Source organism: Citrobacter freundii complex sp. CFNIH9 (assembly GCF_002903305.1).
GTDB lineage: Bacteria > Pseudomonadota > Gammaproteobacteria > Enterobacterales > Enterobacteriaceae > Citrobacter > Citrobacter portucalensis.
Genome location: NZ_CP026238.1, coordinates 658,382 through 683,635 on the forward strand (window position 1 = coordinate 658,382; position 25,254 = coordinate 683,635).

At 49.4% G+C, this 25,254-nt stretch carries 20 protein-coding genes and 1 other RNA gene; 12 read left to right on the plus strand and 9 right to left on the minus strand.

The window, feature by feature from the left end; translation table 11 throughout:
* Positions 1–3: 3 nt before the first annotated feature.
* A complete protein-coding gene (agaV, locus tag C2U43_RS03370) occupies positions 4–477 on the minus strand; it encodes a PTS N-acetylgalactosamine transporter subunit IIB (protein ID WP_003024925.1) in 474 nt (157 codons plus the stop codon).
* Positions 478–496: 19 nt separating this feature from the next.
* Positions 497–1,792, minus strand: coding sequence for a tagatose-bisphosphate aldolase subunit KbaZ (kbaZ, locus tag C2U43_RS03375; RefSeq protein WP_020996349.1), 1,296 nt, complete (start codon positions 1,790–1,792; stop codon positions 497–499).
* A 249-nt stretch (positions 1,793–2,041) separates the two neighbouring features.
* Between kbaZ and C2U43_RS03380 the strand changes: the two genes are divergently transcribed.
* On the plus strand, positions 2,042–2,848 hold the full coding sequence (locus C2U43_RS03380; protein ID WP_003024922.1) for a DeoR family transcriptional regulator: 807 nt from the start codon (positions 2,042–2,044) through the stop codon (positions 2,846–2,848).
* A gap of 323 nt (positions 2,849–3,171) precedes the next feature.
* Entirely contained in the window at positions 3,172–3,942 is a 771-nt protein-coding gene (gene agaR, locus C2U43_RS03385; RefSeq protein ID WP_003024920.1) for a transcriptional repressor AgaR, read from the plus strand.
* Positions 3,943–3,979: 37 nt separating this feature from the next.
* On the opposite strand, the gene C2U43_RS03390 is transcribed toward agaR, so the two are convergent.
* From C2U43_RS03390 to garD, 7 genes are all read right to left on the minus strand, one after another.
* Complete coding sequence (locus C2U43_RS03390) at positions 3,980–4,900, minus strand: ROK family protein (protein WP_008785896.1); 921 nt, start codon at positions 4,898–4,900, stop codon at positions 3,980–3,982.
* A gap of 18 nt (positions 4,901–4,918) precedes the next feature.
* Entirely contained in the window at positions 4,919–6,175 is a 1,257-nt protein-coding gene (locus C2U43_RS03395) for a Gfo/Idh/MocA family protein (protein WP_048236827.1), read from the minus strand.
* 36 nt (positions 6,176–6,211) lie between these two features.
* Positions 6,212–7,318 carry an ABC transporter ATP-binding protein gene (locus C2U43_RS03400; RefSeq protein WP_008785894.1) on the minus strand — a complete coding sequence of 369 codons (1,107 nt, stop codon included), beginning with the start codon at positions 7,316–7,318 and terminating at the stop codon, positions 6,212–6,214.
* An 11-nt stretch (positions 7,319–7,329) separates the two neighbouring features.
* Complete coding sequence (locus tag C2U43_RS03405; RefSeq protein ID WP_003024907.1) at positions 7,330–8,154, minus strand: carbohydrate ABC transporter permease; 825 nt, start codon at positions 8,152–8,154, stop codon at positions 7,330–7,332.
* A gap of 9 nt (positions 8,155–8,163) precedes the next feature.
* Positions 8,164–9,108 carry a carbohydrate ABC transporter permease gene (locus tag C2U43_RS03410; RefSeq protein ID WP_048215478.1) on the minus strand — a complete coding sequence of 315 codons (945 nt, stop codon included), beginning with the start codon at positions 9,106–9,108 and terminating at the stop codon, positions 8,164–8,166.
* 78 nt (positions 9,109–9,186) lie between these two features.
* Entirely contained in the window at positions 9,187–10,446 is a 1,260-nt protein-coding gene (locus C2U43_RS03415; protein ID WP_103284677.1) for an ABC transporter substrate-binding protein, read from the minus strand.
* A 355-nt stretch (positions 10,447–10,801) separates the two neighbouring features.
* Positions 10,802–12,373 carry a galactarate dehydratase gene (garD, locus tag C2U43_RS03420; RefSeq protein ID WP_057067637.1) on the minus strand — a complete coding sequence of 524 codons (1,572 nt, stop codon included), beginning with the start codon at positions 12,371–12,373 and terminating at the stop codon, positions 10,802–10,804.
* Between the two features lie 405 nt (positions 12,374–12,778).
* Between garD and garP the strand changes: the two genes are divergently transcribed.
* The 10 genes from garP to pflB all read left to right on the plus strand — a co-directional run bounded on the left by garP (position 12,779) and on the right by pflB (position 25,242).
* A complete protein-coding gene (gene garP, locus C2U43_RS03430; RefSeq protein ID WP_103284678.1) occupies positions 12,779–14,113 on the plus strand; it encodes a galactarate/glucarate/glycerate transporter GarP in 1,335 nt (444 codons plus the stop codon).
* Between the two features lie 15 nt (positions 14,114–14,128).
* Positions 14,129–14,899 (plus strand): 2-dehydro-3-deoxyglucarate aldolase, encoded by a 771-nt coding sequence (gene garL, locus C2U43_RS03435; protein ID WP_008785889.1) that lies wholly within the window; start codon positions 14,129–14,131, stop codon positions 14,897–14,899.
* A 30-nt stretch (positions 14,900–14,929) separates the two neighbouring features.
* The gene (gene garR, locus C2U43_RS03440) at positions 14,930–15,820 is read left to right on the plus strand and encodes a 2-hydroxy-3-oxopropionate reductase (protein WP_003828600.1); all 891 of its coding nucleotides are present in this window, start codon (positions 14,930–14,932) and stop codon (positions 15,818–15,820) included.
* Positions 15,821–15,885: 65 nt separating this feature from the next.
* Positions 15,886–17,031, plus strand: a complete 1,146-nt coding sequence (gene garK / locus C2U43_RS03445) for a glycerate 2-kinase (RefSeq protein WP_032934186.1) — start codon at positions 15,886–15,888, stop codon at positions 17,029–17,031.
* A gap of 32 nt (positions 17,032–17,063) precedes the next feature.
* An RNA gene (gene rnpB / locus C2U43_RS03450) (RNase P RNA component class A) lies at positions 17,064–17,440 on the plus strand.
* An 858-nt stretch (positions 17,441–18,298) separates the two neighbouring features.
* Positions 18,299–19,237: a transcriptional regulator TdcA gene (gene tdcA, locus C2U43_RS03455; protein WP_003828596.1), complete on the plus strand. Its 939-nt coding sequence runs from the start codon at positions 18,299–18,301 to the stop codon at positions 19,235–19,237.
* Positions 19,238–19,335: 98 nt separating this feature from the next.
* A complete protein-coding gene (gene tdcB, locus C2U43_RS03460) occupies positions 19,336–20,325 on the plus strand; it encodes a bifunctional threonine ammonia-lyase/L-serine ammonia-lyase TdcB (protein WP_003828594.1) in 990 nt (329 codons plus the stop codon).
* A 22-nt stretch (positions 20,326–20,347) separates the two neighbouring features.
* Positions 20,348–21,679: a threonine/serine transporter TdcC gene (tdcC, locus tag C2U43_RS03465; protein WP_057067551.1), complete on the plus strand. Its 1,332-nt coding sequence runs from the start codon at positions 20,348–20,350 to the stop codon at positions 21,677–21,679.
* Positions 21,680–21,710: 31 nt separating this feature from the next.
* Positions 21,711–22,919 (plus strand): propionate kinase, encoded by a 1,209-nt coding sequence (tdcD, locus tag C2U43_RS03470; protein ID WP_103284679.1) that lies wholly within the window; start codon positions 21,711–21,713, stop codon positions 22,917–22,919.
* A gap of 28 nt (positions 22,920–22,947) precedes the next feature.
* Positions 22,948–25,242: a formate C-acetyltransferase gene (pflB, locus tag C2U43_RS03475; RefSeq protein ID WP_043017750.1), complete on the plus strand. Its 2,295-nt coding sequence runs from the start codon at positions 22,948–22,950 to the stop codon at positions 25,240–25,242.
* Positions 25,243–25,254 lie beyond the last annotated feature (12 nt).

Consider the following 25,254-nt stretch of genomic DNA (forward strand, 5'->3'; position numbering starts at 1 on the left):
CCCTCAGAGAAGTTTATAGAGGTCCTGGGCGGGTTCTGTTGGAACGCCCTGAACGAAGCATTCCACTCCAGCGGCTTTGAGCCCGTTGAACGCCGTAATATCTGCAGCGTCTACAGAAACCGTTTTGGCGATTTGTTGCTTGCCGTTGGCGTAGTGCATATTGCCAACGTTGATACGGTTAACAGGAACACCGCCTTCGACCAGACGGAAGAAATCCGCAGGCGATTTGCAGACCAGCAGAATTTTCTGGCGATCGGCGGCACGGTGAATATTGTCGATCACTTTTTGTAGTGACCAGAAGCGTACGGCGATCCCTTCTGCCAGTACCATTTCCATCAGGTTTTGCTGCACTGGATCTTCAGCCACCTCATCATTAGCGACCAGCACCAGGTTTGCCCCCGCAAACCCGACCCATTGCACACCAACCTGACCGTGAATCAGACGTTCATCAATGCGACTTAATACAATGTTTGGCATGGTATTTTTCTCTTTTTTGTTATGCGTTACGATCTGGAGCACCTAGGCAGGCGCAGTGATATTGCTGCAGTATGTCCTGAATATGGTTAATGATGAGTTCTCGCGGCGTGGCGCTGAGATCTCCCTCGCGCACTTTTACGTACTGCAAAGGTAAATACTGGCTAATCAGCGGTAGTGGAATGGGGTCGTCCGCCAGGTTACGTACCAGACGTTCAAATGCTTCATCAATCTGGCTGTCCGGCCAGTAGTAACGAACCCGATCAGAGTAGCTGTATCCACGGGCCAGACGGCGTGCGTTGCCATCACCGTGATAATGGCTCTGCCAGTACTCTGGTCTATCAAGCATTACGCTTTCCAGCACATGTCGCAGGCCTGAGCTGGCTTTTGCAGGCAGCAATTCTTCTTCAATGGCAGCTAACGAAAACAGCGCTTCGCGCAGGGCGAAGGTAAGCGCGGGTCCCACTTTCAGAATAGCGAAGTGGTCTATCACCAGTTGGCGCAAGGACTGTGGCGTTTGGTAATCGGTAGAATGCGCTTCAAAAACCAGCGTGTCGTAGTCTTCCACCATTTTGCTGAGTGCCACGGCTTTCTGCGGTTGATAATCAATGATGTGCGTGTGGTCGAATTCAACGCCAGGTTGCACGACCAGGGCGATAATACGTGCCCATATACCTTCCAGCCCGCGCTTTTCAAAGGCGTGATAGTGGGCCTGCAGCGTTGCACGTGCGGCATCTGGCGTTGTTACCGCCAGTTCGGTTAACGCTTCGTGTGCGCCACCAGGAACCGGAACTTCTGTGCCAATCACATAGACCAGGTCAGACTCGCCAAAATGTGCCATACAGGTTTCTTCGGCGACTTTGGCCAGGCGTGCGGCGCGCTCAGCGACGATTTCATCCGTCAGTGGAACCGGGTCGTTGGCACAAGACATGCTGCAATCGAGGTGGATTTTTTTAAAGCCTGCGGCGACATAGCTCTTGATCAGATCGTCAGCATTGGCCATTGCCTGTTCCGCAGGCAGATTTTGCCAACGGTTTGGCCCGAGATGGTCTCCGCCGAGAATCAGCATATCCTGAGAAAAATCAAGCGAGTCGGCTAATCGGCAGACAAAACTGCGAAAATCGGCTGGCGTCATACCTGTATAGCCGCCAAACTGGTCAACCTGATTAGAGGTTGCTTCGATCAACAGCGGTGTATGGTTTGCATGGGCGTAGCGTATTGCGGCTTCCAGTACGATTGGATGCGCGGAACAAACGGCATAAATCCCATTTGCCTTCCCCCGTTTATGCTGCTCGACCATTTTAGTTAGATGTTTCACTTTCCTCTCCAGGTCAGATTACTGCGACATCAATCTTTCGTTTTGTTTCATTTAATACTGCATCATGGTGTTATAAAAATAAAACGAAAGATAATAGTTTTCCGATCTGTTTCACAAAAGAAACACAATGAAAGGTTTCAGCGTAAGTTCGTCCGGCTCTTCCCTGCTTGCGGGGCTTGCATTCGCGCAAAAGAAAGGCGTTAATAGACAAAACGAAATAAAACGAAAGGTTCAACTAAAGGATTTCTTATGAGTAACACCGAGTCCTCTGCAGACAAGCGCGTTATTGGCACCAGCGAAAGACGTGAGCAGATCATCCAGCGGTTACGGCAGCAGGGAAGCGTTCAGGTTAACGATCTCTCCTTATTTTTTGGCGTCTCCACGGTCACTATTCGCAACGACCTCGCTTTTCTGGAAAAGCAGGGGATTGCGGTACGTGCCTATGGCGGAGCGCTGATTTGCGAAAGCAATGCACCTGTTGTGGAGCCTTCTGTTGAAGATAAGAGTTCACTTAATACGGCAGTAAAACGCAGTATTGCCAGAGCCGCCGCAGAGTTGATTCAACCGGGACACCGCGTGATCCTTGACTCCGGTACCACGACCTATGAAATTGCCCGCCTTATGCGCCAGCATACTAATGTCATTGCTATGACCAACGGTATGAATGTCGCCAATGCGCTACTGGAAGCCGAAGGGGTTGAGCTGCTGATGACCGGCGGTCATTTGCGTCGTCAGTCACAATCGTTTTATGGCGATCAGGCTGAGCAGTCGCTACAAAATTATCACTTCGACATGCTGTTTCTTGGCGTTGATGCTATTGATTTAGAGCGTGGTGTTAGCACGCACAACGAAGATGAAGCGCGTCTCAACCGTCGGATGTGTGAAGTGGCTGAACGTATTATTGTTGTTACCGACTCGACGAAGTTTAACCGCTCCAGCCTGCATAAGATCATTGATACCCAGAGGATCCATACCATCATTGTTGATGAAGGTATCCCAGAGGAGAGTTTGCAGGAACTACGCCGCAGCGGTGTTGAAGTGATCATTGTTGAGTAGTCCCGCTCTAAAATTCAAAAATGTGATCCCATTCAATTAAACAAAAACAAACCATAAGCGAGCTTTTTTAGTAGCTCGCTTTCGTTTTTTGCATGCTTCCCGTCTCTTTCTCGCATCTTACCCGTTTTGAGTCTTTTCATTTTTTCGGTTTTCTTCGTTTCGGTTTGCTAAAACGAAAGAAAATAGTCAGTTTTGGTTAAATTAAACGCTGAGTCTGTGCGCACAAATTCACCTTATTGCTTCTGATGTAATATATTCAAAAGAAAACGAAAGTGCTAAAGCGCTAAAACAAAACAACATGAATATTTGATGGAGCAATAGAAATGCTGGATAACTTAAGACGTCGCGAGCAAATAATTGATCTGCTGTGCGATCAGGGTAGCGTTCGTGTCGAGCCACTGAGCGTCCATTTTGGTGTGTCATCGGTCACGATCCGCAACGACTTACGTTATCTGGAGCAGAAAGGATGCGTCATGCGCTCCTACGGCGGTGCGGTTCTCAATCAGCACTTCGCCCTTGACCGGCCTTTGCAGGATAAGGACCGGCTGAATCGCGATGTGAAAACGCGTATTGCCGAAAAAGCAGCCAGCTTTGTGAAAGATGGTGACACGTTAATCCTCGATTCCGGTTCGACCACCACGCTCATTCCTCCAATGTTAAAGAATCGCCGCGATCTGGTGGTGATGACCAATGCGCTCAACATTGCGTGGGAACTGGCGAATTTTGAGCGCGTAGACGTCATGATCCTGGGAGGGAATGTCAGGCAAAGCGTCTATTCATTGTATGGCCCTTCAGCAGAACACCAGCTCAGACAATACCGGTTTGATAAGCTTTTTTTGGGCGTTGATGGATTCTGCCTTGAAGCGGGGATTACCACGCCACATCCGGGAGAAGCACATCTGAATCAGGTAATGTGTGAGGTTGCGCAGGAGGTCACGGTAGTCGCTGACTCCAGCAAGTTTGGCCGCAAAAGTTTCTGTATGATTAGCGAAATCAGCGGGATTGACCGGGTGATTACCGACAGCGGTATCCCTGAAAATTATCACCGGACGTTAATCCAGCTTGGGGTGGATGTGGTGATTGCGGATGAATAACTGAAACTGCTGGCGAGATTTTCTCGCCAGCAGTGTTTTAGTGGGTCAGCGTACCCTGTTCAACCAGCAGCAATGCGGCACCGCGAACCCCGCTGGATGCACCATGGATGGCCGGGAATACGCGGGCAGGCTCTAATCCCGGGAACAAGTAACGTGACATGGCCTGCGGCAGTAACGTATAAATTTCCTCGATGTTGGAAACTCCACCGCCGAGAACAAAAGCATCGACATCCAGAATCAACTGCAATTGCGCCAGCGTACAACCCAACATATCAATCCATGCTTCTATGGTAGTAACGGCGCTGGCATTGCCATGACGATAATGCTCCAGCAGGGTCTCCATTTTGAGTTGTTCTCCACTGAAGTGTTTGTGGAGCCACAGTAAACCAGGACCGGATTGATAGCGTTCCAGACACCCTTGTAAGCCACAGCCGCACTTCAACTCCGGCAAGTGATAACGACGCATAAACGTTGCCGGAAGCGGTAAATGGCCGAACTCACTGGCCATTCGGTTGCGACCCCGATACAACTGACCGTCAATGACTAACCCTCCACCCATGCCGGTGCCAATAATGGCACCAAAAATTCGGGAGAACTGGCGAGCCTGCTGGGTATGGGCTTCCGAGAGTGCAAAACAGCAGCAGTCATTGTCCAGTTCAACCGAACGATTGAGGCGGTGGGCCAGATCGTTCATCACCTGGCGTCCTGTGAGGCAAGGCACGTTAGATGACAGTAATTTTCCGGTATGTCTGTCCATAAGACCGGGCATGCCGATGCCAATTTTTCCTTGCGTTCCAGTCGCCCAGTCGGCGGTATCAATAAGTGAAGTAAAGGTCGAAAGAAAGAGTTCATAATCCTGCACTGGCGTGGCGACGCGCTTACGCCAGCAAACCTGCATTTCCTTATCAAAAGCGACAATTTCAGTTTTGGTTCCACCAATATCAACACCGTAAAACATGCCTCATCTCCTCCGGCTTCACAGCGTAACCAGACAGTTTTCCTTGCGAGCGCGCTCTGCGGCAAAGACCATTAAGTGACTTTCCAGTGATTCATCCGGGCCAGAAAGGATCATATTTTGATCGTTGGCCATCACTGCGTGGATGAAGCGATCCATCAGGTAGTAATCGCCACCACCATGCCCCCCCATCTGGGTTTGTGTGCCAGCGGCGATCTCCTCGATCTGATGCACTGTTTCTTTGTCTGTCAGGAAATCAAACACCCGGATCTGCTCGCCATCGCCTTCCAGATAACCTCTGGTACCAAACAGGCGCGTTTTTCGATCTTCCATTTTGGTAAACGCGGTCATGGTAAAGGTCACTGTCTGCTGGTGGGCAAAACGTAAGTTAACAACCTGATGATCCACCACATCATTATCACAACGATAAACACAACGACCATAAGGCCCATCGCGCAGCGCCTGGCGAACATTCTCTTCGCTAGGATCGGCAGTCAGCACCCGACGGAAGTGTGGAGTGCATTTGTGGTTTTCACCCAGATAAATTTTGCAGGCAGACCAGGGACAGGTTGATTCAACCTGACAATCAAGGCAGCGGTCGGCGGCACCAGCAGGCTGATTCTCTTTCACAAAGTGACTCAGGCTACCAAATGATCCTACGTCCTGGCAGTTGTCGCTCATGATGTAGCGGATCCAGTCCAAATCATGACAGGATTTCTGTAACAACATAAATGACGATTCTGCTTCATTGCGCCAGTTACCACGTACAAACGAGTGCGCCTGATGCCAGTAACCTACGGGTTCGAGATGCTGCATGCTGACAATATCGCCAATTACGCCATCATCAAGCAGTGATTTCAGCTTTTGCGTATAGCGGGTGTAACGCAGGACGTGCGCGACGGCCAGTAATACGTTGTTGCGTTTGACCGCATCAATAATGATCCGGCAATCTTCTGGCGTAGGGGCGAGCGGTTTTTCCAGCAGAATGTGATAGCCGAGATTAGCAAACGCCACGGCAGGATCTTTGTGCATATTATCCTGCGTGCAAATAAGTACCACATCGGCCATTTTGGGTTGGGCCGCAGCTTCTTGCCAGTCGCAAAACACGTTATTTGGGTCAATCTTATGCTGTGCGACAAACTGCTGGCGGTATGCCTCTCTGGGCTCGGCAACGCCTACCACCTGCATTCTGTCTGGATGTTCAAGCGCATAGCGAGAATATATTTCTCCGCGCGCACCAGCCCCTACCACTAATACGGTCACTTTATTCGCACACATATAAACCTCTCATTTTTTACTTAGCCTGAATAACGGTCAGGCCAAATTTTCTTCATGTTTTTTATCAAACAAAAAGGCGGCATCCAGATTAAATTTCACTTTGATAGATTCACCGGGAAGTGGGGTCCAGTCGGGTGAGGAGTTAATACGTAAGATCATATGTTGCTCACCAATATCAAAATGCAGAAGGTCTTCGTTGCCCATCCTTTCTACGTTGGTAATGTGCGCATCGAACGCAGAGGCATCATGCTGCGAGGCTAACTGAATGGCCTCTGAGCGGATGCCAAACCAGACGCTGGAGTGCGGATATTGCTCCAGTAGGTTACTCAAGCGCGTATTTAATGGCAGGATTAAATTATCAGCCAGGCGCAGGCCACGAGTGCTGGGGTCAATATCAAGCAGCATAATATTCATTGCCGGATTACCAATAAAACCAGCAACAAATTTATTCCTGGGGTGATGGTAAATATTCCCTGGGGTATCCACCTGCATAATACGACCGCCATTTAGAACGCAAATCCTGTCTCCCATCGTCATCGCTTCAATCTGATCGTGCGTGACGTACACCATGGTTGCGCTCACGCCTTCGTGACGCAGTTGTCGATGCAGTTCTGTCAGCCGCACGCGCATTGAAACACGCAGTTTTGCATCCAGGTTGGACAGCGGCTCATCAAACAAAAAAACGTCTGGCTTACGCACGATGGCCCTGCCAACGGCTACTCGCTGGCATTGACCGCCTGAAAGCTGACCGGGCTTTTTGTCGAGCAATGTTTCGATTTCCAGCTTGTGTGCAGCTTCCCGGACGCGGATATCAATCTCTTCTTTGCTCATTTTCCCTAACAGACTGAATGCCATATTTTTATAAATCGTCATGTGGGGATAGAGGGCATAATTCTGGAAGACCATGGCAACGCCTCGCTCCTTTGGTAGCAGGTCGTTGACGCACTTCTCTCCGATTGCGATATGGCCATGAGTGATATCTTCCAGACCTGCAATCATGCGTAGCAGCGTTGATTTGGCGCAGCCTGATGGCCCGACAAACACCATGAATTCGCCGTCGTGGATTTCAAGATCAACGCCATGGATCGCCTGAAAGCCATTGGGATAGACTTTGCTTACTGCCTGTAATTGAATACCTGACATAACACTGCCCCTTATCCTTTAATTCCGGCACCAGCGATGCCGCGAATAAAATAGCGCTGGAAGAAGATATAAAGTAACAACATCGGGATAATCGCCAGCAATGCGCCCGCCATTAACATCGGATATTCCACGCCTGAGCGGCCAGAAAGTGAGGCTAATCCTACTGGTAATGTCATTTTATCCATGGAGGTGTTGACGATCAGCGGCCACATTAAATTATTCCAGCTCCACAGTCCGTTAATAATGACGCAGGCAATCAGTCCCGGTTTAATTAATGGCAGCATAATTTTGAAGAAAATAGTCAGATGGTTATACCCATCCATAATGGCTGCCTCTTCCAGTTCTTTAGGTACTGACAGAAAAAACTGACGTAATAAAAAGGCGCTATATATGCTGAATAAACCCGGTAACACCAGTCCAGGAATTGAGTTCAGCAAACCGATTTTTTCAACGGTTAAAAACTGTGGGATTAAAAAGATCTGACCGGGCACCATCAGAATTGAAATACACAGCATAAACAGGACATCTCGTCCTTTGAAACGCAGTCGGGAGAAACCGTACGCTGCCATTGCCGCAATCAGCGTCTGCAAAATGACGATGACCAGCGTGGAGACGATCGAGTTAAAGTAAAAGCTGCCAAAAGGCATTTCATGCAAGATTTTACCGTAAGCCTGAAACCCTGGGTTGGCGGGTAGCAGTATCGGCGGAAAGGCGATGCTTTCTGCCTGGGTTTTAAAAGAGGTGATGATCATCCAGATAAACGGAACCACCGTTACCAGCGTCGCGAGGATCATCAGGCCGTAAATTAGCCATTTTTCACGTTTTGTCATGAACATCGTGGTGCCTCACTGTGCTTTAAGTCGTTTACCAATCCATATTTGCAGCAGCGTCAGGACCATCGTGATAACGAAAATCACCACGGCGATTGCTGAGGCATACCCTTTTTCATGGTAGATAAAGGCGTATTTATAGAAGAGATAGGCGATGGTCATCGTCTGATCGTCCACCATGGATGAACTGCCAAACAGCAGATAAACCACATCGAAAATTTGCAGCGTTTCGATAAAAGAGATCACCAGTACGAAAAACAGCGTTGGGATCATTAGCGGTAAGGTAATAGACCAGAATCCACGCAATTTGCTGATGCCATCCAGCGACATCGCTTCATAAATTTGTTTGGGGATCCCCTGCAATCCAGCGAGCAGAATGATCATCTTCAGCGCAATAGCCGACCAGATGATAACCAACGAGGCGCTCAGACGGACGACATCGGGATCGGATAACCAACCGATGGCCGGAAGATCGAAAAAAGCCAGGATCTGATTAATTAAGCCGAAGTTTCGGTTCATCAACCACTGCCAGACCATAGCAATGGCCGCAGGCATAGTGACCGCGGGTAGAAATAACAGTGTGCGAAACAACCACTGACCGCGAATCGCCTGATTCAGGCCAATTGCGAGCAGTAATGACAAAATGGTGATTATCGGTACACAAATAAAAACATAGGCCAGGGTGTTATATATTGCTGAACGAAACTCATCATCGCTGAATAAATTAATATAGTTATCTAAGCTGATCGTCGTCCAGATCTGAAACTCGCCGAGGTCGGTGAAACTATAAAAAACGTTCTGGAAGAATGGAGTAAAGTAAAAAACAATTAACCCCGCCAGTAACGGCATAATCATTATCCATCCCCAGAAGCGTTCTTCTTTTTCCAGCTTGGTCAGGGATTTTTTATGCACTTCCCTGGCTGGTAATTGTGGGGATGCAGCTTCATCTGAATAGCTCATACAGACTCCGGGATGCTCACTGTGCAACCAAAATATATTGCGTGGGCGAAAGCGAGAGGGAGCATGGCTCCCTCAGGATTATTTCTGCATTTCTCGTTCAACGCGTTTTGCAACACCAGGCATGACTTTTTCTGGGTCAGTACCCGTCCAGACTTTTTTCAAGCCATCATTCAGGATGCTATTCCACTTGGCGGTATTGGAGCCTGCGGTTGGATATTTATGTGAGAAAGCCAATGAATCTATATAGGCTGAAACATCAATACCCTTAAAGCCTTCAGCCCACTCTTTGGCTACTTTTTGGTTGGCGGGGATCACGACTTTTCCCGTAGCCAGCGTCTGCTGCGCATGCTCAGAGCTCATGAACTCAATGAACTTCCACGCCGCATCTTTATGCTGACTTTTTGCTGACATGGCAAATGCCAGGCTATGGGATACACCTGCCTGCTCTGCCATTTTAGGCATTGGTACCACGCCGATGTGATCTTTAATCAGCTCGTTTTGAGAGAAGGGTAATGCCCACCATGAGCCCGCGTAGACCATGGCCACCCGGTTGGACTGAAAGACATCCGAGGCTTCCATCTCGCCTGGCGGTTGGATTAGTCCCGCGTTCAGCATGCTTTGAACATCGCGATAGACGGCGATGGCTTTGTCATTGGCAACATCCGTTTTGCCCTCAGGCAGGACAATTTTATCGCCAGCCTGTAATAGCAGGTTAAAATAACTGTCCTGTCCGCTGCTGAATTCCATTGCCAGTGGATAAGACTGTTTATCCAGCCCTTTACACAACTGCTCTGATTTTTGTTTTAAATCGTCCCATGTCCAGTTTTTATCGGGATAGCTCACGCCAGCCTGATCGAACATTTTTTTGTTGTACCAGACGGCAATTGCATCAATATCCCTTGGGATGGCATATTGCTGCGACTGGTATTGATAGGCATCGACTGAGCTTTTAACAAAATCATCCAGTTTCGGCGCTGATTTCTCTTTCAGATAATTGCTCAGTGGTTCCAGCATGCCATTTTTAACATATTGCTGGAAATTAGGCATATTCATCCAGAATACATCCGGTGCTACATTTCCACCGACTGCTGAACTTAGCTTGATAAAATATTGGTCATAAGGTGTTAATTCAATTTCGACTTTGATGCCAGGGTTGTTTTTTTCGAATTCATTAACGAGCTGTTGTTCGCCAGGGAGTTGATTACGGTCCCATAACGTGTAGCGTAATTTAACAGGCTTTGCGTCCGATTGGCCTTCAGCACTTGCGACGACAGGAGTTGCCAGTAAACAGGAAATAAGACAGGCCAATGCGACATTATTTTTATTCAGGGTATACATAACTTCCCTCTTTATTCAGGTCAGAATGCTTATGAGGTAAATTACAGGAGCCTATGAATAATCTGTTTTACATCGGAGAAAGTCAAAGCGGTAAAAAATAGGGGATTATCGCATTAAAACAAGGTCGTCTTTCGGTAGGTTTCTCTTTTATCAAAACGAAAATATAACATAAAACAATGGCGATATTATTTCGTTTAATTTCATGTTGTTAGGTTCATTTTGTGGGTTTGAATCGAAAAAAACAGATGTTTAAAAAAACCTCTTAAAATGCGAACGTTATCACTTTATTTGTTGTTACATAGACATAAAAAACGGGGATAAATCCCCGTTTTTTCGTTGGCTTTCGTTTCGATAATCAGGTCACTGGCGCCGGGTTAAACACCGCCAGCTGGTTATGCAGTCCCCACTGGTCCGAGAAGGTTTTCTTACGCCCGCTGGCGACGTCGAGAATAAATTCGAACAGTTTCAGACCCACATCTTCAATGGTTTCTTCTCCGGTGGCGATGGTGCCCGCGTTAATGTCCATCAGGTCAAACCAACGGTTGGCCAGCTCGGTGCGTGTCGCCATTTTAATCACCGGCACGGCCATCAGGCCATACGGCGTACCGCGACCGGTAGTGAACACCTGCACGGTGATCCCGGAGGCGACCTGCTGTGTACCGCAAACAAAATCACTGGCGGGGGTTGCAGCGTAAATCAGGCCACGTTTGGTTGGACGCTGACCCGGCGACAATACTTCGACAATCGCGCTCTTGCCAGACTTGGCAATTGAACCCAGCGCCTTTTCCACCACGTTTGCCAGGCCGCCTTTCTTGTTGCCCGGAGAAGGGTTAGCGCTGCGATCCGTTTTGCCCATATCAAGGTAGTTATCGTACCAGGCCATCTCTTCGAGCAGGCGTTTACCTACTTCTTCGTTAATCGCACGTGGGGTCAGAAGGTGGATGGCATCGCGCACTTCGGTTACTTCAGAGAACATTACGGTCGCGCCGCAGCGTACTAACAGGTCGGAGGCATAACCCACCGCCGGGTTGGCCGTCACGCCGGAGAACGCATCGCTACCGCCGCACTGCATGCCGACCACCAGTTCTGAAGCCGGGCAGGTTTCACGTTGGCGCTGATTGAGTTTTGCCAGGTGACGTTCGGCCACCTGCAGAATATCGGTGACCATCGATTGAAAGCCGACGTGCTTTTCATCCTGCAGGCTGACGATACTGGCGCTGTCGACCGGAATACTTTTCACGTCGTGCGTGCCTTCCAGCAGCCGCTCTGGCTGCAGTTTTTCGCAACCGAGGCCGATGACCATCACTTCACCGCCAAAATTTGGGTTAAGCGCAATATTGTGAATGGTGCGAATCGGCACGATGGCGGCTGGAGCATTGATCGCCACGCCGCAGCCGTAGAGATGATTGAGCCCCACCACACCGTCGACGTTCGGGTATTTAGGCAGCAGATCGCGCTCAATGATTTTCACCACATAATCCACCACGCCCGCTACGCAGTGCACGCTGGTGGAGATACCGAGTAGATTTTTGGTACCAACGCTACCGTCAGCATTGCGGTAACCTTCAAAGGTATAACCCTCAAGAGGCGGCAGCGGCTCTGGCACTTTAGTTGCCAGCGGCAGCGTCTCCAGCGGCGGGGCTTTGGGCAGCTCAACCATTGATTCATCAATCCAGCTGCCGCGTGGGATATCGCGAACGGCATAGCCTATCACTTCGCCATAACGCACGATTTCGCCATGAACAGGAATATCCAATAGCGCCACTTTATGACCCTGGGGAATATGTTCAATGAGTTCCAGTCCGTCCGGAAAACGCGTTCCGGCTTTCAGACCATTGTCATTGACAATTATCGCCACATTATCTGTTTCGTGAACTTTAATATAAAACGCCGTTGGCGATTCTTGTCTGATTTCGATGTCGGCCATTGTCCAGTATTCTCCAACAAGGTGGTGATAATAGTGTGGATATTTATATTTTGAATCTAATTGTAAGTAATAAAGATTCGGTATCGTGAAATAAGAATGTCAGGAGTTTAACGTGAAGAATGTGACGATGATCACTTAAACTCAGCAAGGCCGCGTTACCAGTGGTAGCAATACGTAAATGTGTGCATTAGCGCCCATGCTTGTGTGCATATGCCCAAAACATTAATTTAATAACGTGTATTTAATGAGCGCTTGCACAATGATTAACGTTGTGCTGATGATTATACTAAATCACGGTTTCATAACGTCTGATAAATTATTATCTATTTTTATTATCGGTAATTTATCACGAGAAATACCCACAAAATAATAATAAAAACCTTTTATGTGCCCGAGGTAAATAGAATGATATTGGATACAGTTGTCGAGAAAAAGAAAAGTACGCACACCCGTTATTTAATATTGCTGATAATATTTATTGTTACAGCCGTTAACTATGCGGACCGTGCGACGCTGTCTATTGCCGGAACTGAAGTGGCGAAAGAGTTACATCTCAGCGCCATCTCAATGGGTTACATTTTCTCAGCCTTCGGCTGGGCTTACCTGTTGATGCAAATCCCCGGCGGCTGGCTGCTGGATAAATTCGGCTCGAAGAAAGTCTACACCTACAGTTTGTTCTTCTGGTCACTGTTTACCTTCCTGCAGGGCTTTGTGGACATGTTCCCGCTGGCCTGGGCGGGTATTTCAATGTTCATCATGCGCTTTATGCTGGGCTTCTCGGAAGCGCCATCCTTCCCGGCTAATGCCCGTATCGTGGCGGCCTGGTTCCCAACGAAAGAGCGCGGCACGGCATCTGCGATTTTTAACTCCGCACAGTATTTCTCCCTGGCGCTGTTTTCCCCGCTGCTCGGCTGGCTGACCTTCGCCTGGGGCTGGGAGCACGTCTTTACCGTGATGGGCGTGATTGGTTTTGTGCTTACCGGACTGTGGGTAAAGTTTATTCATAACCCAACCGATCACCCACGCATGTCGCAAGAAGAGTTGAAGTTTATCTCTGAAAACGGCGCGGTCGTGGATATGGACCATAAAAAACCGGGCGATGTGAAGTCAGGTGGTCCTAAACTGCATTATATCAAGCAGTTGCTCACGAACCGTATGATGCTTGGTGTGTTCTTTGGCCAGTATTTTATCAACACAATTACCTGGTTTTTTCTCACCTGGTTCCCGATTTACCTGGTTCAGGAAAAAGGTATGTCGATTCTGAAAGTGGGCCTGGTGGCTTCGATTCCGGCACTGTGTGGGTTTTTCGGTGGCGTGCTCGGCGGCGTGTTCTCTGATTATCTGATTAAACGTGGTTTCAGCATTACCCTGGCGCGTAAGCTGCCGATAGTGCTCGGCATGTTGCTCGCATCGACCATTATTCTGTGTAACTACACCGATAATACCGCTCTTATGGTGGCGCTGATGGCGCTGGCGTTCTTCGGTAAAGGTTTCGGTGCGCTGGGTTGGCCGGTGATTTCCGATACCGCGCCGAAAGAGATTGTCGGTCTGTGCGGTGGGGTATTTAACGTATTTGGCAACGTGGCTTCCATCGTCACCCCGCTGGTGATTGGGTATCTGGTGAGCGAGCTGCACTCATTTAATGCTGCGCTGATGTTTGTAGGGTGCTCGGCGCTGATGGCAATGGTTTGCTACCTGTTTATTGTCGGTGACATTAAACGTATGGAATTGCAGAAATAAATAAAGGTATAGGCGATGAATAACACGATTTTCCCGAATAAGTTTAAAGCGGCCCTCGCGGCGCAACAAATTCAGATTGGCTGCTGGTCTGCATTGGCCAGCCCAATCAGTACCGAAGTTTTAGGCCTGGCAGGTTTTGACTGGCTGGTACTGGATGGCGAACATGCGCCGAATGATATCTCGACGTTTATTCCGCAATTGATGGCGCTGAAAGGCAGCGACAGCGCGGCGGTAGTGCGTGTACCAACCAACGAGCCGGTAATTATCAAGCGTCTGCTGGATATCGGGTTTTACAACTTCCTGATCCCGTTCGTTGAGACGGAAGAAGAAGCGGTTAACGCTGTGGCGTCGACCCGCTATCCGCCGGAAGGTATTCGCGGCGTGTCCGTATCCCATCGCGCCAATATGTTTGGCACCGTACCGGACTACTTTGCGCAGTCGAATAAGAACATCACCATCATCGTGCAGATCGAAAGTCAGCAGGGCGTTGATAACGTTGACGCAATCGCGGCGACAGAAGGCGTTGACGGTGTCTTCGTCGGACCAAGCGATCTGGCCGCGGCGCTAGGTCACCTCGGCAATGCGTCACATCCTGATGTGCAGAAAGCTATCCAGCACATTTTTGCCCGCGCGAAAGCACACGGAAAACCAAGCGGCATTCTGGCCCCGGTAGAGGCGGATGCGCGTCGTTATCTGGAGTGGGGCGCGACGTTTGTTGCCGTTGGCAGCGACCTTGGCGTGTTCCGTTCAGCCACGCAGAAACTGGCTGATTCTTTTAAGAAATAACCACCATCGACAGTAGAGAGAGATAAAGACATGACAATGAAAGTTGGTTTTATTGGCCTCGGTATTATGGGTAAACCAATGAGTAAAAACCTCCTCAAGGCAGGTTACTCGCTGGTGGTTGCTGACCGTAACCCGGAATCCATTGCGGAAGTAATTGCCGCAGGCGCTGAAACCGCCGCCACGGCGAAAGATATCGCTGAGCAGTGTGATGTGATCATCACCATGCTGCCGAACTCTCCGCATGTTAAGGAAGTGGCACTGGGTGAAGGCGGCATTATTGAAGGGGCGAAACCGGGCACAGTGCTTATCGACATGAGCTCCATTGCACCGTTGGCCAGCCGTGAAATTAGCGACGCGCTGAAAGCGAAAGGCGTGGATATGCTGGATGCGCCGGTCAGCGGCGGCGAGCCAAAAGCGATTGACGGCACGTTGTCGGTGATGGTCGGCGGCGATAAAGCGATTTTCGACAAGTACTACGATCTGCTGAAAGCGATGGCAGGCTCCGTGGTGCATACCGGTGAAATTGGCGCGGGTAACGTCACCAAGCTGGCGAATCAGGTGATTGTGGCGCTGAACATTGCCGCGATGTCTGAAGCGCTGACGCTGGCGACCAAAGCGGGTGTGAATCCGGACCTGGTGTATCAGGCGATCCGTGGCGGGCTGGCAGGCAGCACCGTGCTGGATGCGAAAGCGCCGATGGTGATGGATCGCAACTTTAAACCAGGTTTCCGTATTGACCTGCATATCAAAGACCTGGCGAACGCGCTGGATACCTCTCATGGCGTTGGCGCTCAGTTGCCGCTGACTGCAGCAGTCATGGAGATGATGCAGGCGCTACGCGCAGATGGATTGGGTACTGCCGATCACAGTGCGCTCGCATGCTACTACGAAAAACTGGCGAAAGTGGAAGTCACTCGCTAACAAGAAGGGCGCGGATGTGCGCCCTGTATTTCTTGCCTTGCGCGGCACAGTCAGGCTACATAACTATGAAAATCGTAATTGCCCCAGACTCTTATAAAGAAAGCCTTTCTGCCACCGAGGTAGCTCAGGCAATAGAAAAAGGATTTCGGGAAATTTTCCCCGATGCGCAATATGTTTCTGTTCCGGTTGCCGATGGCGGCGAAGGAACGGTTGAAGCCATGATTGCCGCGACGCAAGGGAGTGAACATTCAGCGCAAGTAACGGGGCCGCTGGGCGAAAAAGTGAATGCCTGCTGGGGCATGTCTGGAGATGGTAAAACTGCGTTTATCGAAATGGCGGCAGCCAGCGGTCTGGCGTTGGTGCCTCCTGAAAAGCGCAACCCTTTAGTCACTACGTCACGCGGTACCGGAGAGCTGATTTTGCAGGCGCTGGATAGCGGTGCGCAGAGCATCATTATTGGCATCGGCGGCAGTGCCACCAACGACGGTGGCGCGGGTATGGTGCAGGCGCTGGGGGCAAAACTTTGCGACGCCAACGGGACAGAAATTGGCTATGGTGGTGGAAGCCTGATGAGTCTGAACTCCATCGATATCTCGGGTCTGGATCCGCGCTTAAAAACCTGTTCCATTCGCGTGGCCTGTGATGTGACTAATCCACTCATCGGCGATTCTGGCGCTTCGCGCATTTTTGGCCCGCAGAAAGGGGCGACGGAAGAACGCATTCTCGAACTGGACCGTAATCTGTCTCATTATGCCGACATTATTAAAAAGTCTCTGCGGGTTGATGTGAAAGATGTGCCAGGCTCCGGTGCGGCAGGTGGAATGGGCGCGGCATTAATGGCTTTTTTAGGCGCCGAGCTGCGCAGCGGTATCGAGATTGTGACCCAGGCGCTCAATCTGGAAGAGCATATTCACGACTGTACGCTGGTGGTGACCGGCGAAGGGCGGATCGACAGCCAGAGCATTCACGGCAAAGTGCCGGTAGGCGTGGCGAATGTCGCGAAGAAGTACCACAAGCCGGTTATTGGTATTGGCGGCAGCCTGACGCGCGATGTGGAGGTAGTGCATCAATATGGTATCGATGCGGTATTTAGCGTATTGACCAGCATCAGCACGCTGGAAGAGGCCTTCCGTGGGGCATTTGATAATATTTATCGCGCCTCAAGAAACATCGCTGCCACGTTAGCGATAGGAATGCGCAGTGCGGGGTGACATTGCCCCGCAAACCCTCTATACTGCGCGCCGAAGCTGACCAGACAGTCGCCGCTTCGTCGTCGTCCTCTTCGGGGGAGACGGGCGGAGGGGAGGAAAGTCCGGGCTCCATAGGGCAGGGTGCCAGGTAACGCCTGGGGGGGAAACCCACGACCAGTGCAACAGAGAGCAAACCGCCGATGGCCCACGCAAGTGGGATCAGGTAAGGGTGAAAGGGTGCGGTAAGAGCGCACCGCGCGGCTGGTAACAGTCCGTGGCACGGTAAACTCCACCCGGAGCAAGGCCAAATAGGGGTTCACAAGGTACGGCCCGTACTGAACCCGGGTAGGCTGCTTGAGCCAGTGAGCGATTGCTGGCCTAGATGAATGACTGTCCACGACAGAACCCGGCTTATCGGTCAGCTTCACTCTTTAATAAAACCCCGCTTCGGCGGGGTTTTTGCTTTCTGGGCGGTTGCCATGCCTGATGGCGCTGCGCTTATCAGGCCTACTGGGGGAGAGACTGGTTTTGTAGGCCGGATAAGGTGTTTACACCGCCATCCGGCAGAGGTTTTACAGCGAGCATTGAGATTGGTTTTCGAGGATGCAGGCGCTTATTTCCTTCCTATCTAATTTTTATATCCCTATTATTTATGCACCAAATTTCTTTTATCTGAGGGGAATGTGTCGGTGGATATTTCTAATTTTGTGACAACCAACACAAAACGCTGCGCGATACGTTTTTATCGAGAACAATCGAACGCAATCGATCGCCATCACAAAATTACTTGCTAATAAATCGCACAAAATCAGTGTTAATATAATGTTGCATATGATAATTGTTTGTATTTTTTAGATTGAATTTTAATAAATGCAATGTTTCTTTACAAACAAATGTGGCGAAAAAATGTGATGCATAACGTTATTTAATCGCCATAATCATTAAAATATAATTAAATTTGATAAGTTGTTTATTAAATTTAAGCGCCATCTTGCCTGATAATTGTTCTGTAATTGATTGAAATATAGCCTTTCATGGTTTTAAAAAATAGTGGAAAAAATGGGGGTGTTATAGCCATAAAAAATCGTTATCCCCCCATCTTTTTTTGACTAAAGTCAGGATAAAGTGAGATCGATAATTCATATCTATATGATTATTAAGTGATTTAAATTTTAATGATAGTCTTACAAAATGTAAGTCAAGGGGATTTGTGAGGGGTAGCACATATCCTTGTTCGCTTAATTTGGTACACTTCCTGCCGTCAACAAAGTAATTAACGCAGGTCGATATGAATACTATTACACTCCCTAAAACACAGCACTTAGTGGTCTTTCAGGAAGTCATTAGAAGCGGTTCTATCGGCTCAGCTGCAAAAGAATTAGGTTTAACTCAACCGGCTGTCAGCAAAATCATTAATGATGTAGAGGCTTATTTCGGTATTGAGTTAGTTGTACGTAAAAATACTGGTGTGACATTGACTCAGGCAGGGCAGGTGATGCTCTCATGGTCTGAATCTATTACCCGTGAAATGAAAAACATGGTTGATGAGATGAACAGCATGACGAGCAACGCAGTCGTTGATGTGTCGTTTGGCTTTCCTTCACTGATTGCCTTCACCATCATGTCCGGCATGATTAAAAAATTCAAAGAAGTGTTCCCGAAGGCGCAGGTTTCTATGTATGAAGCTCAGCTCTCCTCCTTCTTACCGGCAATCCGTGACGGACGTCTGGATTTCGCCATCGGTACGCTGAGTGATGAGATGAAACTGCACGATCTGCATGTTGAACCGCTCTTTGAGTCAGACTTTATCCTGGTTGCCAGCAAGTCCCGAACATGCACCGGCATCACCTCGCTGAGCGCGTTGAAAAACGAACAGTGGGTGTTGCCACAAACGAATATGGGGTACTACAGCGAACTTCTTACCACGTTACAGAATAATGGCATCAGCAGTGAAAACATCGTTAAAACAGACTCTGTCGTTACGATTTATAATCTTGTTCTCAATGCTGATTTCTTAACAGTAATTCCCTGCGATATGACCACACCGTTTGGCTCAAACCAGTTTATTACTATCCCGGTAGAAGAAACCTTACCCGTCGCGCGTTATGCCGCCGTGTGGTCGAAAAATTATCGAATTAAAAAAGCAGCATCTATTTTGGTGGAATTAGCCAAAGAGTATTCATCATATAATTGTCGGAGACGAAGGCAATTAATTGAAATTGATTAAAGATTGAATTTGTTTTAACACGAAATAAACGCCATTTGTCTATATCTGACAATGGTTACGGCTATCTATTTACTTTAATACCCAGGTAAGAGGTTCTAATGCACATTACATACGATCTCCCAGTTGCAATTGAAGATATCCTCGAAGCGAAAAAAAGACTTGCGGGGAAAATTTATAAAACGGGAATGCCTCGCTCTAACTATTTTAGTGAACGTTGCAAAGGGGAAATTTTCCTCAAGTTTGAAAACATGCAGCGTACCGGTTCATTTAAAATCCGTGGTGCTTTTAACAAGCTCAGTTCATTAACCGAAGCTGAAAGATGTAAGGGCGTGGTGGCTTGCTCTGCAGGTAACCATGCGCAAGGTGTTTCTCTCTCCTGCGCTATGCTCGGAATCGACGGCAAAGTGGTGATGCCGAAAGGCGCACCGAAGTCTAAAGTAGCGGCAACCTGCGATTATTCCGCAGAAGTTGTGCTGCACGGCGACAACTTCAACGACACCATCGCTAAGGTTAGCGAGATTGTGGAAACTGAAGGCCGTATCTTTATTCCACCCTATGATGACCCGAAAGTTATTGCTGGTCAGGGCACTATTGGTCTGGAAATTCTGGAAGACTTGTACGATGTCGATAACGTGATTGTGCCAATTGGCGGTGGTGGACTGATTGCTGGTATTGCGGTGGCAATTAAATCTATTAACCCGACCATTAAAATTATTGGCGTACAGTCTGAAAACGTTCACGGCATGGCGGCTTCTTTCCACGCTGGAGAAATAACCACGCACCGAACGACCGGCACCCTGGCGGATGGTTGTGACGTCTCCCGCCCGGGTACTTTAACGTATGAAATCGTTCGTGAGTTGGTAGATGACATTGTCCTGGTCAGCGAAGATGAAATTCGCAACAGCATGGTGGCATTAATTCAGCGAAATAAAGTTGTGACTGAAGGTGCCGGCGCGCTGGCATGCGCAGCATTATTAAGCGGGAAATTAGATAGCTATATCCAGAACAGAAAAACAGTCAGCATTATTTCTGGCGGTAATATCGACCTTTCTCGTGTATCTCAAATTACTGGTTTAGTTGACGCTTAATATACTTCGTTGAGGATAGGATATGAGTACTACTGATAGCATTGTATCCAGCCAGACAAAACAGTCGTCCTGGCGCAAATCGGACACCACCTGGACACTGGGTTTATTTGGTACAGCCATCGGCGCTGGGGTGCTGTTCTTCCCTATCCGCGCAGGTTTTGGCGGACTGATCCCCATTCTGATCATGCTGGTGTTAGCATACCCCATCGCTTTCTATTGCCACCGTGCGCTGGCACGCCTGTGTCTTTCCGGTTCTAACCCTTCCGGTAACATCACAGAAACGGTTGAAGAGCACTTTGGTAAAACGGGCGGCGTGGTTATCACGTTCCTCTACTTCTTTGCGATTTGTCCGCTGCTGTGGATTTATGGCGTCACCATTACCAACACCTTTATGACCTTCTGGGAAAACCAGCTGCAGATGCCAGCGTTAAACCGTGGCTTCGTGGCACTGTTCCTGCTGCTGTTGATGGCATTCGTCATCTGGTTTGGTAAAGATCTGATGGTTAAAGTGATGAGCTACCTGGTATGGCCGTTCATTGCCAGCCTGGTGCTTATTTCTCTGTCCCTGATCCCTTACTGGAACTCTGCGGTTATCGATCAGGTTGATCTCAGCAATATCGCCCTGACTGGCCATGACGGCATCCTGGTTACCGTATGGCTGGGTATTTCCATCATGGTGTTCTCTTTCAACTTCTCGCCAATCGTTTCTTCCTTCGTCGTCTCTAAACGCGAAGAGTATGAGAAAGATTACGGTCGCGAATTCACCGAGCAGAAATGTTCTAAAATCATCTCCCGCGCCAGTATGCTGATGGTTGCGGTAGTAATGTTCTTCGCCTTTAGCTGCCTGTTCACGCTCTCTCCGGCAAACATGGCGGATGCGAAAGCGCAAAACATTCCTGTGCTGTCTTACCTGGCAAACCACTTCGCTTCACTGTCCGGTACGAAGTCCACCTTCGCAACTGTTCTGGAGTACGGTGCTTCAATCATCGCCCTGGTTGCTATCTTCAAATCTTTCTTCGGCCACTATCTGGGGACGCTGGAAGGTCTGAACGGTCTGGTGCTGAAGTTTGGTTACAAAGGCGATAAAACGAAAGTTTCTGCCGGCAAACTTAATACCATCAGCATGATCTTCATCATGGGATCCACCTGGGTTGTGGCTTACGCCAACCCGAACATCCTGGACCTGATTGAAGCAATGGGCGCGCCGATTATTGCCTCTCTGCTCTGCCTGCTGCCGATGTATGCCATCCGTAAAGCGCCATCACTGGCGAAATACCGTGGCCGTCTGGATAACGTGTTTGTTACCGTGATTGGTCTGCTGACCATCCTGAACATCGTCTACAAACTGTTTTAATCCTTAAGCTCAGGATGAGCGGAGTAGTGAAATGAATGAGTTTCCGGTAGTACTGGTTATTAACTGTGGTTCGTCTTCCATTAAATTCTCAGTGTTGGATGCAGCAAACTGTGAAGTTTTAATGGCGGGGATCGCAGACGGTATTAACTCTGAAAATGCGTTCATAGCAATTAATGGGGGAGAGCCAGCTAAGCTGGCTCACCACAGCTACGAAGACGCATTAAAAGCAATTGCCGTTGAACTAGAGAAACGTAATTTAATGGACAGTGTGGCCTTAATTGGCCACCGCATTGCCCACGGCGGAAATATCTTTACCGAATCAGCAATTATTACTGACGAAGTTATCGATAATATTCGTCGGGTATCGCCGCTAGCTCCGTTACATAATTATGCGAACCTGAGTGGGATCGAATCTGCTCAGTACCTTTTCCCAGGCGTGCAGCAGGTGGCGGTATTTGATACCAGCTTCCACCAGACGATGGCTCCTGAAGCCTATCTGTACGGTTTACCGTGGAAATATTTTGAGGAGTTGGGCGTTCGTCGTTATGGCTTCCACGGCACGTCGCACCGCTATGTTTCTCAACGGGCGCATGAGCTTCTTGACCTGCAGAGTGATGACTCCGGTCTGGTTGTGGCGCACCTTGGGAACGGCGCGTCAATCTGTGCGGTACGTAATGGACAGAGCGTTGATACCTCAATGGGCATGACGCCGCTGGAAGGGCTGATGATGGGCACACGCAGCGGCGACGTCGATTTCGGCGCGATGGCGTGGATTGCCAGCGAAACCAACCAGACGCTGAACGACCTTGAGCGCGTAGTGAATAAAGAGTCCGGTTTACTGGGTATTTCCGGTCTGTCCTCTGACTTACGTACGTTAGAAAAAGCCTGGCACGAAGGACATGAGCGTGCGCAGCTGGCGATTAAAACGTTTGTGCATCGTATTGCACGCCATATCGCCGGACATGCCGCATCGCTGCATCGTCTTGATGGGATTATTTTCACCGGCGGAATTGGTGAGAACTCGGTATTAATTCGTCGTCTGGTTATTGAACATCTCGCCGTTTTAGGGGTGAATATCGACAGCGAAATGAATAGCCTGCCAAATTCCCATGGCGAAAGAATTATCTCTAATAAAGATGCTCGTGTTATTTGTGCGGTTATTCCCACAAATGAAGAGAAAATGATTGCGCGTGATGCCATTGCCTTAGGCAAAATTAATACACCAGTAGAATTTGCATAATTAAATTTCAGCAGAGAGATTATTTTTCATGAAGGTAAATATCGATACCAGCGATATGCTGTATGCCGAAGCCTGGAATGGCTTTAAAGGTACGGACTGGAAAGAAGAAATTAATGTCCGTGATTTTATTCAGCACAACTATACGCCTTATGAAGGGGATGAATCTTTCCTCGCCGAAGCAACGCCTGCGACCACTGCATTGTGGGAAAAAGTTATGGCGGGCATCCGTATTGAAAACTCGACGCACGCGCCGGTTGATTTCGATACCAATATTGCGACCACGATAACCGCGCATGACGCCGGTTATATTGAACAAGAACTGGAAAAAATCGTCGGTCTACAAACGGATAAGCCGCTCAAGCGTGCTCTGCATCCGTTTGGCGGCATCAATATGATCAAAAGCTCTTTTGATGCTTATGGTCGTGAGATGGATGCTGATTTTGAATACCAGTTTACTGAACTGCGTAAAACCCATAACCAGGGCGTATTCGACGCCTACTCTCCGGATATGCTGCGCTGCCGTAAATCCGGCGTGCTGACCGGCCTGCCGGATGGTTACGGTCGTGGTCGTATCATCGGTGATTATCGCCGCGTCGCGCTGTACGGTATCCGCTATCTGGTGCGTGAGCGTGAACTGCAGTTTGCCGATCTCCAGTCGAACCTGGAGTGGGGCCAGAATCTTGAAGCCACGATTCGTCTTCGCGAAGAGCTGTCTGAACACCGTCGCGCCCTGCTGCAAATGCAGGAAATGGCGGCGAAATACGGCTGCGATATCTCCCGTCCGGCGCGTAATGCGCAGGAAGCGGTGCAGTGGGTGTATTTTGCTTACCTGGCTGCGGTGAAATCGCAGAACGGTGGCGCTATGTCGCTGGGCCGTACCGCATCGTTCCTCGACATCTACATTGAGCGCGACTTCAAAGCGGGAATTTTAAACGAGCAGCAGGCGCAGGAGCTGATCGACCACTTCATTATGAAGATCCGTATGGTGCGCTTCCTGCGTACGCCGGAATTCGACACCCTGTTCTCAGGCGACCCAATCTGGGCGACCGAAGTTATCGGCGGTATGGGACTGGATGGCCGCACGCTGGTGACCAAAAACTCGTTCCGCTATCTGCATACGCTGCACACCATGGGCCCGGCACCTGAGCCGAACCTGACGGTGCTGTGGTCTGAGCAGCTACCGATAGCCTTCAAAAAGTACGCCGCCCAGGTGTCTATCATCACCTCGTCTTTGCAGTATGAAAACGACGATCTGATGCGTGCCGACTTTGACAGCGATGACTATGCCATTGCCTGCTGCGTCAGCCCGATGGTTATCGGCAAGCAAATGCAGTTCTTCGGGGCGCGTGCCAACCTCGCCAAAACGTTGCTGTATGCAATCAACGGCGGCGTGGATGAGAAGCTGAAAATCCAGGTCGGGCCGAAAACGGCACCGCTGATGGATGACGTGTTGGACTACGACACGGTGATGGAGAGCCTGGACCACTTTATGGACTGGCTGGCCGTGCAGTACATTAGCGCGCTGAACATCATCCACTACATGCACGACAAGTACAGCTACGAAGCTTCGCTGATGGCGCTGCACGATCGTGATGTCTATCGCACGATGGCCTGTGGTATGGCGGGTCTGTCCGTGGCGGCGGATTCTCTGTCGGCTATCAAATATGCTCGCGTGAAACCGATTCGTGATGAAAATGGTCTGGCAGTTGATTTCGAAATCGAAGGCGACTATCCGCAATACGGTAACAACGACGAGCGCGTAGACAGCATTGCCTGCGACCTGGTCGAACGCTTTATGAAGAAAATTAAGGTGTTGCCAACCTACCGTAACGCGGTGCCGACGCAGTCCATTCTGACCATTACCTCCAACGTGGTGTACGGACAGAAAACCGGTAACACGCCGGACGGACGTCGCGCAGGTACGCCGTTTGCGCCAGGGGCGAACCCGATGCACGGCCGCGATCGTAAAGGTGCGGTGGCGTCGTTAACCTCGGTTGCCAAACTGCCGTTCACCTATGCCAAAGACGGTATCTCGTACACCTTCTCCATTGTTCCGGCAGCGCTGGGCAAAGAGGATGGGGTGCGTAAAACCAACCTGGTCGGTCTGCTGGACGGTTACTTCCACCATGAAGCACATGTGGAAGGTGGTCAGCATCTAAACGTTAACGTTATGAACCGTGAAATGTTGATGGATGCCATTGAGCACCCGGAAAACTATCCGAACCTGACGATCCGCGTGTCTGGTTATGCGGTGCGCTTCAACGCGCTGACCCGCGAACAGCAGCAGGATGTTATTTCACGTACTTTCACCCAGGCGCTCTGACGCCGGAGGGAC